Here is a 14,802-nt window from a genome sequence, read left to right on the forward strand (position 1 = left end):
GAGAAAATTGCAGGAAGATGTAGAAAACAAAACAGTGAACCTGGCGGTGAAATCCTCGAAGGTCACTGCCACGGTTCTATATAAAGGTTTAAGAGCATTTATCAACCACCAGAAAAAGAAAGCTTTGGAGAAGCAAAGGGCTGGCGAAGAGTCAGTGAAAGGCGAGCAATCAGTAAAAGAGCTAATTGGTCAGGGACAGGGTGTATCCAGTATGCCAATTGGGGATAAGGGAGTCAAAGACTTTAAGAAAATCTGCAAAAAGTATGGTGTGGACTTTGCGATAGTGAAAGACAAAAACGAGCATCCACCAGTATATACAGTTTTCTTTAAGGCGAAGGATGCAGATGCAATAGCCAGTGTATTAAAAGAGTATTCAGCGAAGCAGATGAAAAAACAGGCGAAAAAAGAGCGACCAAGTATCTTAGAAAAACTAAAGAAATTCAAGGATATTGTGGCGAGAACTCCAAAGAAAGAGAAGGAAAGACGGAAGGAGCATGAGCGATGAAAAATAAAAATCTAAAGAAGATGCTTATTCTGAGTGTTCCTTATATTTTGATAGGAGCATTTGCTACAAATCTTGGAGAGGCGTGGCGATTAGCAGAAGGAACGAATCTGTCTGAAAAGATACAGGGTATGGTTTTAGGTGGCGGATTTAGCGTAGCATTCGCTAATCCACTACCGAGTTTATATTTGCTGGATTTAGTGATTGGTATTATCGTAGGTGCAATTCTGCGTCTGGCAGTGTATCTGAAAGGCAAAAATGCAAAAAAATACAGACATAATGTTGAGTACGGTTCTGCCCGATGGGGAACGCAGGCGGATATTGAACCATTTGTAGATAGCACGTTTGAAAATAATGTGTTATTGTCTCAAACGGAACGAATTACAATGAATGGCAGACCTGCGGAACCCAAGTATGCACGAAATAAGAATGTACTTGTGGTAGGTGGTTCGGGTTCCGGTAAAACGCGATTTTTTATTAAGCCCAATTTACTTCAAATGCATTCTTCATATTGCGTCACCGATCCGAAGGGTACAATAGTAAATGAAGTGGGGAACGCACTTTTGAAGAATGGATATGAAATAAAAATCTTCAATACCATCAATTTCAAGAAAAGTATGCACTACAATCCATTTGCTTATGTTCACAGTGAGAAGGACATTCTAAAGCTGGTAACTACCCTGATTGCAAATACGAAAGGGGAAGGAAAAGGCGGCGATGAATTCTGGGAGAAAGCAGAAAAACTGTTGTATTCGGCACTGATTGGCTATATTCATTATGAGGCTCCGGAGGAAGAACAAAATTTTTCCACATTGCTGGAGCTTATTAATGCAATGGAAGTTAGAGAGGATGATGAGGAATTTAAGAATCCGGTAGACCTTATGTTTGATGAACTAGCAGAGAGAGACCCAGACCATTTTGCGGTAAGGCAATATCTCAAATTTAAGTTAGCGGCCGGCAAAACTTCAAAATCGATTCTTGTCAGCTGTGGTGCGAGACTTGCACCGTTTGATATTAAAGAACTTCGTGAGATAACATCGTATGATGAGTTGGAACTGGATATGTTGGGAGATAGGAAAACGGCATTGTTTTTGATTATGTCAGATACGGATGCCACCTTTAATTTTCTGATTTCCATGGTTTATACGCAGTTATTTAACTTGCTTTGTGAAAAGGCAGATGATGTATACGGTGGAAGATTACCGATTCATGTGCGATGCTTGATAGACGAAATGGCGAATATCGGACAAATACCAAATCTGGAAAAACTTATGGCGACGATACGTTCCAGAGAAATCTCGGCTGCATTAGTGTTGCAGGCGAAGTCGCAGTTAAAGGCAATTTATAAAGACAACGCAGATACCATTATAGGTAACTGTGATTCCCAAATCTTTTTGGGTGGTTCTGAGCAAACAACTCTTAAGGACCTGAACGCTACTCTTGGTAAAGAGACAATTGATATGTATAACACAGGAGAAACTAGAGGACAGTCTCAGAGCTATAATTTGAATTATCAAAAGTTAGGGCATGATCTGATGAGCATTGATGAGTTGGCAGTTATGGATGGTGCAAAGTGTATTGTTCAGATTCGAGGTGTAAGACCATTTCTATCAGATAAGTATGACATTACAAGACATCCAAAGTATGGACTTACAGCGGATGCAGACAAAAGGAACTGGTTTGATATAGAGAAGTTCCTTAAAAGAAAAGACAATTTAATATTGAGTGGAGATGACAAATTTACAGTCATCGAAGTGAACGAAGAATAACTCTTTTAACTTGCGATAAAGGCAGGTTGAAGAGTTTTTTTATTGCCCGGATTTCGGTTCGGGTGAGGTACGGCCGTATTTCCAAAGTCAGTCGACGGGCTTTGGAGCAGTAACTATACGATCTTTTGGTCAAGGAAATATATCACACAATTTTATTTTATGGAGGATTAGAATTATGGCATTTTTTCAGAGCGCAGTAGGAACATTACAGACATTAGTAGTAGCACTTGGAGCAGGTCTTGGCATCTGGGGTGCAATCAACCTTATGGAAGGTTACGGTAACGATAACCCGGGCGCAAAGTCTCAGGGTATGAAGCAGCTTATGGCAGGTGGCGGTGTAGCCCTTATCGGTACTACTTTAGTGCCTGTACTTGCAACTCTTTTCTAAGAGGCAGCGTGGCAGGATCACGCAACAGTAACTTATTACACGGAGCCGGGGCAAGGAACCCGGCTCTATCACATTAAAAGAAAACGGAGGATTTTAATTATGGCATTTTTTCAGAGCGCAATTGGAACATTACAGACATTAGTAGTAGCACTTGGAGCAGGTCTTGGTATCTGGGGTGCAATTAACCTTATGGAAGGTTACGGTAACGATAACCCGGGCGCAAAGTCTCAGGGTATGAAGCAGCTTATGGCAGGTGGCGGTGTAGCTCTTATTGGCACCACTTTAGTTCCTGTACTTGCAACCTTGTTCTAAGAAACGGAGGATTAGATGGACAGCTTATTTCAGTCGATTGAAGACTGGCTGAAAGAGGTGCTCGTATCAGGAATTATGACGAATCTGTCCAGTGCATTTGATGCAGTGAATCAAAGGGTAGGAGAGATTGCAGCTGATGTGAGTCAGACACCGGCAAGCTTCTTGCCGAGTGTCTACTCACTTATCAGAAATATTTCGGAGAATGTGATACTTCCTATTGCAGGAATTATTTTGACATTTATAGCCTGTTATGAGCTGATACAGCTAGTCATTAGCCATAATAATTTGGCAAATTTTGAAACATGGATATTTTGGAAATGGGTATTTAAGACCTTTGTGGCGGTATGCCTGATTTCCAATACTTTTAATATTACAATGGCGGTGTTTGATGTAGGACAATGGGTCGTCCAACGAAGCGGAAGCATTATAACCGGAAGCACAGCAATAGATGACAGCACACTGCTTTCAATGCAGAGCACGTTACAAGCGATGGGAGTGGGAGAATTATTAGGAATTTACTTGCAATCTTTTATTGTTCAGGTTGGAATTAAAATTCTCAGTGTTGCTATTTTTGTTATCATCAACGGACGTATGATTGAAATTTATCTTATGACCAGTATGGCACCGATTCCTTTTGCAACATTTGGTAACAGAGAACAGAGCATGATGGGAATGAATTACTTGAAGTCTTTATTTGCACTGGCATTTCAGGGATTCTTGATCATGATTTGTGTAGGCATTTATGCGGTACTGCTTACCGGTGTGGCATTCACATCTGATATTGTAGGTTCTTTATGGAGTGTAATGGGCTTTACGGTATTGCTTGCATTTACTCTGTTTAAGACCGGCGCACTTGCAAAATCCATATTGCATGCACATTAAGGAGGGTGGCGATGAAAAAGTATAATGTTATTTACGCCGATCCTCCTTGGGCATACCGGGCATGGAGTAAGAAAGGTAATGGAAGATCGGCAGAGAGTCACTATTCAACAATGAGTATTGAGGATATCAAGTCATTGCCGGTGGGAGAGCTGGCAGACAAAGATTGTGCGTTGTTCATGTGGATTACATTTCCATTGCTCAAGGAAGCGTGGGAGGTTATTGAAGCGTGGGGATTTACGTACAAAAGTGTTGCATTTGTGTGGATTAAGCAAAATAAGAAATCGCCATCCCTTTTTTGGGGAATGGGGTATTGGACCAGAGCAAATGCGGAACTTTGCATTATTGCAACAAAGGGCAGTCCCAAGAGGATGTCGCGAAGAGTGCATCAGGTGATCATGACTCCTATAGAGGAGCATAGTAAGAAGCCGGAGGAGGCAAGAAAAAGGATTGTTGAGCTGATGGGAGATGTTCCTCGTATTGAATTATTCGCAAGAATGAAGCCGGAAGGCTGGGATGTATGGGGGAATCAGGCTCCTGAGAGTGAGATGATTCCGGAAATGGAGGTAAACAGAACATAATGGCAGCATCATATATATCCGTACCTCGTGACTTAACGAAGGTAAAGAGTAAAGTGATGTTCAATCTTACGAAGAGGCAGTTGATATGTTTTTCTGCGGCGGCACTTTTAGGAGTACCGTCATTTTTTCTGCTCAAAGCGATTAGCAGTCCAAGCGTAGCTGCAATGGGAATGATGGTGGTGATGATGCCACTGTTTTTCCTCGCTATGTATGAGAAGAACGGTCAGCCCTTGGAAGTATTTTTGAATCAGTTTATTCAGGCGAATTTTGTTCGCCCTAAATACCGTCCCTATGAGACGGACAATCATTACGCAACAATTATGCGACAGATAGAAGCACAGAAGGAGGTAGAAAGAATTGTTTTTAGTTCGAAAGAAAGACAAGGATGTGGAACTGGCGTTGCCGGAGCATCTTACGAAGGAAGAAAAGCGACAGGTAAAGGAAGTCATTCGAAAGATAAAAAAGAGTGATGGAGTGCCCAGAACAGCTCAGGAGAGTATCCCTTTCGAGAGGATGTTTCAGAATGGTATCTGCCGTGTAGGAAGCGATTACTACACCAAAACCATCCAGTTTCAGGACATCAATTATCAGCTTGCATTGCAGGAGGATAAGACAGAGATTTTTGAGGAATGGTGTTCATTTCTTAACTTCTTTGACAGCTCCGTACACTTTGAATTGTCCTTTATGAACATGACAACGGATGCAGAAAGCTTTGAAAAGAGCATTGCAATTCCGCATAAGAAGGATGATTTCAATGGTGTCAGAGATGAGTATAGCACTATGCTTTTTCAGCAGATGCAGGCAGGAAATAATGGTCTTACCAAGACCAAGTATTTGAGCTTTGGTATCAAGGCTACATCCATGAAGGAGGCAAAGCCCAGACTTAGCCATATTGAAATGGATATCTTAAATAACTTTAAGCGTCTCGGTGTACGTGCCAAGAGTTTAAATGGGGAAGAGCGATTAGAGCTGATGCATACGCAGTTCCACATGGGAGATAATGAAAAGTTCCGTTTTGACTGGCGATGGCTTCCGGGAACCGGACTGAATGTAAAGGACTTTATTGCTCCAAGCGGATTTGGATTTAAGAATGGCAGAACCTTTCAGATGGGAGGTCTATACGGAGCGATGTCGTTTTTATCCATTACGGCATCGGATATCAGTGACAGAATGTTAGCTGATTTCCTCGGTATGGAGTCCAACCTGATTATTTCCATGCATATTCAGTCTGTGGACCAGAATGAGGCGATTAAGACGGTTAAGCACACTATTACGGAGCTTGACAGGAGCAAGATTGAGGAGCAGAAGAAAGCTGTAAGAGCAGGATACGATATGGATATCATCCCTTCTGACCTTGCAACCTATGGCAGCGATGCGAAAGCACTGTTAAAAGAGTTGCAGAGTCAGAATGAGAGAATGTTCCTTTTAACATTCCTTGTGATGAATACCGGCAGAACTGAGCAGGAACTTGAAAATAATCTGTTTCAGGCATCCAGCATTGCTCAGAAGCACAACTGCAATTTAATCAGACTGGATTATCAGCAGGAGCAGGGACTCATGAGTAGCCTGCCATTGGCGCATAACATGATTGACATTAAGCGTGGTATGACTACCAGCAGCACTGCAATTTTCGTACCATTCACTACACAGGAATTATTCCAGCCGGATAAGGAATCTCTTTACTATGGTTTGAATGCACTTTCCAACAACCTGATTATGGTGGACAGAAAGAAGTTGAAAAATCCAAACGGACTAATCCTTGGTACACCGGGTTCTGGTAAGTCCTTCTCAGCCAAGCGAGAGATTGCAAATGCATTCCTTGTGACAGATGATGATGTAATTATCAGTGACCCTGAGTCAGAGTACAGTCCCTTGGTAGAACGTTTCGGAGGACAGGTTATCAAAATCAGTCCTACCAGTTCACAGTTTATCAATCCGATGGACATTAATATGAATTACTCAGATGATGATAACCCGATTGCTCTTAAGGCAGATTTTGTTTTATCCCTTTGTGAGTTAATCGTAGGCGGAAAGGAAGGTTTGCAGCCTATTGAGAAAACGGTAATCGACCGTTGTATCCGAAAGATTTATCAGGGGTATTTTGAAAATCCGGTACCGGAGAACATGCCACTACTTGAGGATTTGTACAATGCACTGTTAGAGCAGGATGAAGCAGAGGCCAAACATGTAGCAACTGCTCTGGAAATCTATGTGCATGGTTCCTTAAATGTATTTAATCATCGTACCAACGTGGACATTACTAACAGACTTGTATGCTATGACATCAAGGACTTAGGTAAGCAACTGAAAAAGATTGGTATGCTGGTTGTACAGGATCAGGTGTGGGGCAGAGTAACGGAGAACCGTTCCGCCGGTAAGTCAACCAGATACTACATGGATGAGATGCACCTTTTGCTCCGTGATGAGCAGACCGCAGCTTACACCGTGGAAATCTGGAAGCGATTCAGAAAATGGGGTGGTATTCCGACCGGTATCACGCAGAACGTCAAAGACCTGCTGGCATCCAAGGAAGTGGAGAATATCTTTGAGAACTCCGACTTTATCTATATGCTCAATCAGGCAGTGGGAGACAGACAAATCTTAGCGAAGCAGTTAAATATCAGTCCTCATCAGCTTTCGTATGTAACACATTCGGGAGAAGGTGAAGGGCTTTTATTTTATGGTAATGTCATCCTGCCATTTGTGGACCGGTTCCCTACAGATCTTGAACTGTATCGTATCATGACAACCAAGCTTAATGAAGTGCAGGAAACAAAGAAGGAGCAGGCGTAAATGAATGAAGAGAAAAAGAGTACAGGTACTCAGAAGTCCTCCCGTGCGACATCACAGAAGTCGCCGGGAGAGAAGCTCAAGAACGAACAGAGTGCCAGAGAGGCAGTTAGAAAGAAGCTAAGGTACGGTAAGAAGGATAATTCCCTAACCGTGGAGGAGAAAAAGAAGCTGAAAGCAAAGACTGCCCAGGGCAGGCGAATGATTCAGGCAGAGACTGCGGTTAGCAGGAGAAGTAGCAGAGAATTGGATAAGCATAACGAAGATGAGAATGTCGGTACCGAAGCTGTTTCCAGAGGTTTAGATGCCACAGGACTCGTGGCGGAAAAGGCAAAGCTTGAACATTATGGGAAAAAGCTTCATAAGCGTACCGTAATACAGTCGGAGAAACTGGAGGCTACCAAGAAAGAGACTTCCAAGGAGGCTGCAAAATCCATTCAAAAAAGCAGGATGAAGCGACAGGCAATAGATGCTTACCAGAAAAAGAAAGCCAAGGAAGCTGCCGGTGGAGCAGGAAGTCTTGGCAAGAAATTTGTGGACAAGGCTGGAGATATGGTTGGTCGTATCGGAGAATTTATTTCTGAGCATATTTTGCAGGATCCGAAGGTGCTTATTGTGGTCGGTATCATTGCATTATTGCTGATATTGATAATGTGCATGTTTTCCTCTTGTACGTTGATGGCAGGTGGTGTAAACAATTCCACGATTGCATCCAGTTACACTGCGGAGGATGATGTGATTCTTGCAGTAGATGCAGATTATACAGCATTGGAAGATGCATTGCAGGAAGAAGTAAACTCCATCGAAATGGATTATCCGGGCTACGATGAGTACCGATATGAGCTTGCTGAAATCGGTCACAATCCGTATCAGCTGGCAGCTCTCTTGACAGTACTGTATGAAGATTATACGCAAAGAGAAGTACAGAGTGCTTTGCAGAGTATTTTTGATGCACAGTATGAGCTTACTGTTACGGAGATTGTGGAAATCCGAACGAGGACGGAGACACGTACCAGATGGGAGCAACGAAGTAGAGTGGAAACCAGAACCGGCACAAGACTTGTGTGGGATGCGGATTCGAGAAGCTTTGTGGAAGAGGAATATACTTATGAAGTGACCGTGTACTATTGGGTAGAGGTCGAGTACGAAGTGGAAGTAGAGTATGAGTATTACATTCTAAAGACAGTACTGACCAACACTACGATGGATGCGGTGGTTCGTGGATACGGATTATCTGCGGATGAGATGGAGCGATATGAGATTCTGCTTGCTACCTATGGTAATAAAGCATATCTCTTTGGAGATGACATCTATAGCGTAGTGGACCCCGGCGATTATCAGGACTATGATGCTCCGGCAGAGTATCTGACTGATTTAGAATTTGGCAGGATGCTTCAATGTGCAGAGAAGTACCTTGGATATCCCTATGTGTGGGGTGGTTCTTCGCCATCCACCAGTTTTGATTGTTCGGGATTCATAAGCTATGTTATCAATAACTGCGGAAATGGATGGAATGTAGGCAGAAAGACAGCAAATGGATTGCTGGGATGTTGTACTACGGTATCAGCGTCGGATGCAAAGCCCGGAGATTTGATTTTCTTCCAAGGCACTTATAATACTTCTGGCGCAAGTCATGTAGGTATTTATGTGGGCGATGGTATGATGCTGCACTGCGGAAATCCGATTCAGTACACATCTATCAATACTGCCTATTGGCAGGAACATTTTTACACTTATGGAAGATTAAATTAGGCTCCCGGTCTTCGGGAGCTTTTTCAATGGAAGGAGAAAAGCGCATGTATGAAAAGTTAGATAAGCTTCGTGCTGAATTAGACCGTGCAAAGCAGCGTAGAGCAGATGCAGACGCAAAGGTAAAGCAGCTGGAGCAGAAGTTAAGAGAAGCAGAGAATACACAGATTCTTGCGGATGTAGGTGCACTTAAGCTTACACCGGAGCAGTTGGCACAGTTTTTACAGATGGCTGCAAGCGGACAGCTTCCCATGGCACAAAACGGTACGGTAGCAAATGCTACACCGGTACCGGCTACAGTACAGGAAAACAATGATGATTACGAGGAAAGTGAGGATTTTAACGATGAAGAGATTTAGTATTGGAAAGAAGTTTAGCGGAGTGATTGCTCTTGCTACAGCATTTATGGTGGGCACAACACCTATGACAGCTTTTGCACAGGCAAATGATACTACCGAAGAGGTGATTGTGGAAACAAAGGTGCAGGAGAGCAATGTGGCTGTTGGAGCAGATGAAAATGTGGTCGACACAAGCGTATCCGGCAATAGTGTGGAAGCGGATGCATCTGAGGATACAGAGCTTGCTTATCGCTACACAGTAAATGAAGACGGTAGTGTTGTTTTCAATTTTAACGGCGAGGAATATGTTTATGGTGCAGAGGAGGACCCTACAGGAGTTGTTGCATCTGGAGTATCCCGATTGAATGTAAGAACGGGAGCAGGAATGGATTATGAAGTAATTGACCAGCTTCGAGCAGGCGAGGAGGTTGTCGTTATCGGTACCGAGGGTAATTGGTATCAGATAATTGTACCGGAAAAGACCGGCTATGTTCACAGAGACTATCTGGACGTGGTGGAGACTGCAACTAATGAAACAGATGCAGCACTTCTTAAGATGTTCATGATGATGTTTATGGACGCTATGAACAATACAGAGGATGTGAGCTGCGCATTAACACCGGATGGAAATCTTACTTTAGTGGATGATTATGGTTCCGCAGATAAGAGCGGTAAGCAGTTTATTACTGTGACTACTAAGGCAGGTAATTACTTTTATATCATCATCGACCGTGATGATGAAGGAAATGAAACTGTGCACTTCCTTAATCTGGTGGATGAAGCGGATTTGCTTTCCTTGATGGATGAAGAGGAAGCACATCAGTATATTGATTCTTCTACACAGGAAGTAACTGTACCGGAAGCAACACCTACTCCTGATGTGATTGAGGAGCCGACAGAGGAACCGAGTACAGAAGAACCTACTGAAGAGGAACCTGCGAAAAGTAATACTGGTGCTCTGTTGCTCTTGATATTAGTTGCTGTGGGTGGTGCAGGTGGATACTTCTTCCTTAAGAAGAACAAGGCAAAGGAAACCAAGAATACGCTTCCAGACCCTGACTTCGATTACAACGAGGATGAAGAGGATTATCTTGCAGGACTTGCAGAGGACGATGAGGATATTGCTGTTGAATTCGATGAGGACTTAAACGACGAGGAATAATTTGTTCAGGAAAGGGTGGCAAAAGCTACCCTTTCTTTGCAGGAAGGAGCGTATATGGGAAAGAAATCAAGATATGCAGGATATTACAAGGCAGTGTTGAAACAGAAAAAGAAACCGGTACATTCTACACAGAAGTCAATTCTTGGCAGATTAAAACAACTTAAGAATCGGGATTTTGTGATGAATGTGCCTATCGGAGAAGAAAATGAGTAGTAAACATTTTTACTTAAACAATGTTGCAATCCGGTTGGTAAAGGAGCCTCCTCTTCATAGCGATTATCCCTTAGATAATCCCGGAGCTGTTGTGAAGCTTATGGCAGAGACTTTGAAGGACTATGACAGAGAAGTATTTGCTGTTATTAATTTGCAGGCAGATCTTAGACCTATCAATGTGAATATCGTAAGCGTGGGAGCATTGGAACAATCCTTGGTGCATCCAAGAGAAGTGTTAAAATCAACCATACTTTCCAATGCTTCCTGCGTGATGCTTTGTCATAACCATCCATCCGGACGATTGTCGCCAAGCAAGGAAGATATCGCTGTAACAGACAGGCTGGCGCAGGTGTGCGGCCTATTGGGTGTGCGACTGGTGGAACATGTGATAGTGGGGCGTGGAGAGGAATATTATTCCTTTCATGAAAAGGGAGTAATGCCAATACCAGAGATTAAATTTACAACAGATTTAAGCAACATAGAGCTAGGAGGTATGAAAGTGGCAGAGACAACAACAGAAATGAAAGCAGCAATGAAGGTAAGCTTTACCGTTGCTGAATGTGGAGAATTTCATGATATGGGCGAGTATCATGAGAATGTGGGAAACGTAAAGGAAGCATTAGAAATCTTTAAGCAGATTCCGGATGACAGAATGCATGGAATTCCTACGATTGGTATTCGTGTGACGGATACGGAGCATCCCGAGATTTTTACAGAGATTGATATTGCAAATGCAAAGTTCATTGATATGGATGTGTTAGGGTATGTGCCTGAAATCAGAGACAATAAATCGGCGCAGTATGCTATTGCAGAACTTATTCATGCAATGCCGGAGGCTGAGGTTCGTGGAGAAGTTCCCAAGGAAATTCAGAAGAAGGTACAGATGATTGAGTCAAGGGAGAAGCAGGCTGACCAGCTGAAAGAGATTACAGATAAGTTAGAGCAAGGTGTAGCAGAGGTTTTCTCTAGTGATAAATATAAGCAGTTCCTTGATACGATGGCGAAGTTCCCGAGGTATTCCGTGAATAATAACATCCTTATCATGATGCAGAAGCCTGATGCGCAGATTTGTCAGAGCTTTACCGGATGGAAAGAGATGGGGCGTTTCGTAAAGAAGGGCGAAAAGGGTATTAAGATTATTGCACCAGCACCATATACCATTCAGAGAGAGCAGAATAAATTAGATGAGAGTGGCAGACCGATGATGGACCATGACGGCGAGCCGATTATGGAAAGCGTAGAAATTAAAATCAATGCATTCAAGGTGGTAAGCACCTTTGATGTAAGCCAGACTGATGGTAAGGAGCTTCCGAGTCTTGGTGTGGATGAATTGATGGGAAGTGTGGACGGATACGGTACATTCTTTGAAGCTTTGAAACAGAGTTGTCCGGTGCCTATGACTTTTGAGGACATTCCCGCTGGAGCAAAGGGATTTTACAGTCAGACGGAAAAAAGAATTGCCATTCAGGAAGGGATGAGCGAGGTGCAGACGGTTAAGACGGCTATTCATGAAATGGCGCATCAGAAGCTTCATGCAATCGAGCTTGGTAATAGGGATTTGAACAGGAATAGTAAAGAGGTAGAAGCGGAAAGTGTGGCATATACCGTATGCCAGCACTACGGCATTGATACTTCTGACTATTCCTTTTCTTATGTAGCAGGCTGGTCCGAGGGTAAAGAGATGCCGGAGCTGAAAGCATCCCTTGATACTATCCGTAGAGCTGCATCTGAAATGATTTCGTCTATTGATGAGAAGATTGAGGAGCTGATGTCACAGAAGACACAGGAACAGGCTGTGGAACAGTCTGAGAGTGTCACTGATGACAAAGTGGATAGGAAGGAGCAGTTGCAGGAGCTTTTGAAATCTACGGCGGAGCAGTTATCACCGGAGGCAAAGAAGCCGGAAACAAAGGAAAAGGCAGAAACTAAGCCTAAGAAAACGTCCGTAAAGTCCAAGCTTAAGGAAGGTAAGGAAAAGGTGGCGAAGACACCTGCAAAGAAAACAAAGGAGAAGGAGGCTTTAGTCTTTGTATAAATTAGTAATTGCAGAAAAGCCGTCGGTGGCACAGTCCATTGCAAAAGTAATTGGTGCAACCAATCGACAGGACGGTTATCTTGAAGGAAACGGATATTTGGTCAGCTGGTGTGTGGGACATCTGGTAGAGCTTGCGGAGCCGGAGTTCTACGATGAGAAATACAGCAAGTGGAGATACGAAGACCTTCCGATTTTACCTGAGCAGTGGGAGTATCAGGTATCGGAAGCGACCAGAAAGCAGTTTAAAATTTTGAAGGACTTGATGAAGAGCAGCGATGTGGAAAGTCTCATCGAAGCGACGGATGCCGGGCGTGAGGGAGAGCTGATTTTCCGCTTGGTGTATCATCAGGCAGGCTGTAAAAAGCCGTTTGAGAGACTTTGGATTTCATCCATGGAAGATAAGGCGATAGAAGAGGGATTTGCGAATTTGAAGCCGGGAACTGAATATGATGCTTTGTATGAAGCCGCCATTTGCCGAGAGCGTGCCGACTGGATTGTTGGAATGAACGCTACCCGGCTTTTTTCAACCCTTTATGGCCAGACACTTAACGTAGGACGAGTGATGACGCCTACCCTTGCAATGCTTGTCACGCGAGAGGCAGAGATTAGTGGATTTAAGCCAGAGCTCTTTTATACGATTGCCATTACTGTCGGTGGTGTAAAAGCCACCGGCGAGCGCATTATGGATAAGAATGAGGCTATGGCAGTGTTGCAAAAAGTAAAGGATGCAGAGAAAGCAGTGATTCGGAAAAACCGAACAACTGAAAAGCAGGAAAAGGCACCGCAACTTTATGACCTGACCAATTTGCAGAGAGAAGCAAATAAACTGATGGGCTTTACGGCTCAGCAGACTTTGGATTACGCCCAGAGCCTTTATGAAAAGAAGCTTATCACTTATCCGAGAACGGACAGCAGATTTTTAACAGAGGATATGGAAGCATCACTTCCGGCACTTGCAACAAAGATGGCCGATAAGTTCGGTTATCATGGCGCGCTTCCTATGAATTGCAGGCAGGTCATCAACAATAAAAAGGTAACAGACCATCATGCGATTATCCCTACCGTGAATGTGCATGAAGTAGCATTTGGAGAGCTGCCAAGCGGAGAGCAGAAGATTCTTAGCATGGTAGTGGCAAGACTTCTTGCCGGTATCGGGGAACCTCATGTGATTGCAGAGACCGAATTGGAATTTGATTGCGCCGGATATCCCTTCAAAGCGAAAGCAAAACAGGTTGTTAAAAACAGCTGGAAGGATGTAGTGGAGTGGATTCTTGGAGGCAAAAAGAAGAAGGATGGCGATTCGGATGAGGATAAGATTTTGCAGAGTCTGGATTTCTTCCAAGAAGGAAAATCTATTCCGGCAAGGGAACCGGAGTGCAAGGAAGGGAAGACATCGCCGAAAAAGCATTTTACGGAAGATACTCTCCTTAGCGCGATGGAGCATGCCAGCGCAGATGAGATGCCAGAGGATGCAGAGCATAAGGGTATCGGTACTCCTGCTACAAGAGCCGGTGTGATAGAGAAGCTGGTGCGTATCGGTTTTGTGGAAAGAAAGGGCGACAAAAAGTCCATGTCCCTGATTCCTACGCATAAGGGAACTGCACTGATTACGGTTATGCCGGAGCAGATTCAGTCCGCATCCATGACAGCGGATTGGGAAGAGAAGCTGATCAAAATTGAGCGTGGCAACTTTTCATCCGGTGCATTTATTACAGAGATTAGCGAGATGATAACGGAGCTGGTGCAGACCTATAAAGTAATCGAGGATGCAGAGGTTTTGATGAAGCCGGTGCAGGAACCGATGGGAATTTGTCCTTGCTGCGGAAAAACTGTGGTGGAAAAAAGTAAAGGATTCTTCTGTGAGAGTGGAGATTTTGCGTTATGGAAGAATAATAAATTTTTTGATGCTCTTGGAAAGAAGCTGACCAAGCAGATAGCAGAGAAACTTATCAAGGATGGTAAGATGAAGCTGAAAGGCTGCAAGAGTGCAAAGACCGGCAAGACCTATGATTGCACTGTGGTAATGACGGTAGAAGATGGGAGATGTAATTTTCGTCTTGAATTCGACAACGGGAGGTAATGAA

The 14,802-nt window shown here is 43.5% G+C and carries 14 protein-coding genes; all 14 read left to right on the forward strand.

Annotation, left to right across the window (positions count from 1 at the left end):
* Positions 1-7 precede the first annotated feature (7 nt).
* The 14 genes from V6984_RS02815 to V6984_RS02880 all read left to right on the forward strand — a co-directional run bounded on the left by V6984_RS02815 (position 8) and on the right by V6984_RS02880 (position 14,798).
* On the forward strand, positions 8-505 hold the full coding sequence (locus V6984_RS02815) for a PcfB family protein (RefSeq protein WP_342758298.1): 498 nt from the start codon (positions 8-10) through the stop codon (positions 503-505).
* Positions 502-2,271: a VirD4-like conjugal transfer protein, CD1115 family gene (locus tag V6984_RS02820; protein WP_342758299.1), complete on the forward strand. Its 1,770-nt coding sequence runs from the start codon at positions 502-504 to the stop codon at positions 2,269-2,271. Before V6984_RS02815 ends, V6984_RS02820 begins: the two co-directional genes overlap by 4 nt.
* A gap of 175 nt (positions 2,272-2,446) precedes the next feature.
* Entirely contained in the window at positions 2,447-2,659 is a 213-nt protein-coding gene (locus V6984_RS02825) for a Maff2 family mobile element protein (protein WP_342758300.1), read from the forward strand.
* Positions 2,660-2,758: 99 nt separating this feature from the next.
* A complete protein-coding gene (locus V6984_RS02830) occupies positions 2,759-2,971 on the forward strand; it encodes a Maff2 family mobile element protein (RefSeq protein WP_342758301.1) in 213 nt (70 codons plus the stop codon).
* Between the two features lie 15 nt (positions 2,972-2,986).
* A complete protein-coding gene (locus V6984_RS02835) occupies positions 2,987-3,853 on the forward strand; it encodes a VirB6/TrbL-like conjugal transfer protein, CD1112 family (protein WP_342758302.1) in 867 nt (288 codons plus the stop codon).
* Between the two features lie 11 nt (positions 3,854-3,864).
* The gene (locus V6984_RS02840; protein WP_342758303.1) at positions 3,865-4,431 is read left to right on the forward strand and encodes an MT-A70 family methyltransferase; all 567 of its coding nucleotides are present in this window, start codon (positions 3,865-3,867) and stop codon (positions 4,429-4,431) included.
* Entirely contained in the window at positions 4,431-4,901 is a 471-nt protein-coding gene (locus tag V6984_RS02845; RefSeq protein WP_342758304.1) for a PrgI family protein, read from the forward strand. Before V6984_RS02840 ends, V6984_RS02845 begins: the two co-directional genes overlap by 1 nt.
* Positions 4,879-7,224, forward strand: a complete 2,346-nt coding sequence (locus tag V6984_RS02850; RefSeq protein WP_425324245.1) for a VirB4-like conjugal transfer ATPase, CD1110 family — start codon at positions 4,879-4,881, stop codon at positions 7,222-7,224. Before V6984_RS02845 ends, V6984_RS02850 begins: the two co-directional genes overlap by 23 nt.
* Positions 7,225-8,973, forward strand: a complete 1,749-nt coding sequence (locus tag V6984_RS02855; protein WP_342758305.1) for a CD1108 family mobile element protein — start codon at positions 7,225-7,227, stop codon at positions 8,971-8,973.
* 44 nt (positions 8,974-9,017) lie between these two features.
* Positions 9,018-9,329 (forward strand): DUF4315 family protein, encoded by a 312-nt coding sequence (locus tag V6984_RS02860; protein ID WP_342758306.1) that lies wholly within the window; start codon positions 9,018-9,020, stop codon positions 9,327-9,329.
* Positions 9,316-10,470, forward strand: a complete 1,155-nt coding sequence (locus V6984_RS02865) for a CD1107 family mobile element protein (RefSeq protein WP_342758307.1) — start codon at positions 9,316-9,318, stop codon at positions 10,468-10,470. Before V6984_RS02860 ends, V6984_RS02865 begins: the two co-directional genes overlap by 14 nt.
* Before the next feature lie 54 nt (positions 10,471-10,524).
* A complete protein-coding gene (locus tag V6984_RS02870; protein ID WP_342758308.1) occupies positions 10,525-10,683 on the forward strand; it encodes a hypothetical protein in 159 nt (52 codons plus the stop codon).
* Positions 10,676-12,718: a JAB domain-containing protein gene (locus V6984_RS02875; protein WP_342758309.1), complete on the forward strand. Its 2,043-nt coding sequence runs from the start codon at positions 10,676-10,678 to the stop codon at positions 12,716-12,718. Before V6984_RS02870 ends, V6984_RS02875 begins: the two co-directional genes overlap by 8 nt.
* Complete coding sequence (locus V6984_RS02880) at positions 12,711-14,798, forward strand: DNA topoisomerase 3 (RefSeq protein WP_342758310.1); 2,088 nt, start codon at positions 12,711-12,713, stop codon at positions 14,796-14,798. Before V6984_RS02875 ends, V6984_RS02880 begins: the two co-directional genes overlap by 8 nt.
* Positions 14,799-14,802: the final 4 nt, after the last annotated feature.

The organism is Kineothrix sp. IPX-CK (assembly GCF_039134705.1).
In the GTDB taxonomy this organism is placed as follows: Bacteria; Bacillota; Clostridia; order Lachnospirales; family Lachnospiraceae; genus Kineothrix; species Kineothrix sedimenti.

Coding starts and splice junctions, on each gene's coding strand:
- V6984_RS02820 (WP_342758299.1), top strand. CDS start 502: ATGAAAAATAAAAATCTAAAGAAGATGCTTATTCTGAGTGTTCCTTAT.
- V6984_RS02825 (WP_342758300.1), top strand. CDS start 2,447: ATGGCATTTTTTCAGAGCGCAGTAGGAACATTACAGACATTAGTAGTA.
- V6984_RS02830 (WP_342758301.1), top strand. CDS start 2,759: ATGGCATTTTTTCAGAGCGCAATTGGAACATTACAGACATTAGTAGTA.
- V6984_RS02835 (WP_342758302.1), top strand. CDS start 2,987: ATGGACAGCTTATTTCAGTCGATTGAAGACTGGCTGAAAGAGGTGCTC.
- V6984_RS02840 (WP_342758303.1), top strand. CDS start 3,865: ATGAAAAAGTATAATGTTATTTACGCCGATCCTCCTTGGGCATACCGG.
- V6984_RS02845 (WP_342758304.1), top strand. CDS start 4,431: ATGGCAGCATCATATATATCCGTACCTCGTGACTTAACGAAGGTAAAG.
- V6984_RS02855 (WP_342758305.1), top strand. CDS start 7,225: ATGAATGAAGAGAAAAAGAGTACAGGTACTCAGAAGTCCTCCCGTGCG.
- V6984_RS02860 (WP_342758306.1), top strand. CDS start 9,018: ATGTATGAAAAGTTAGATAAGCTTCGTGCTGAATTAGACCGTGCAAAG.
- V6984_RS02865 (WP_342758307.1), top strand. CDS start 9,316: ATGAAGAGATTTAGTATTGGAAAGAAGTTTAGCGGAGTGATTGCTCTT.
- V6984_RS02870 (WP_342758308.1), top strand. CDS start 10,525: ATGGGAAAGAAATCAAGATATGCAGGATATTACAAGGCAGTGTTGAAA.
- V6984_RS02875 (WP_342758309.1), top strand. CDS start 10,676: ATGAGTAGTAAACATTTTTACTTAAACAATGTTGCAATCCGGTTGGTA.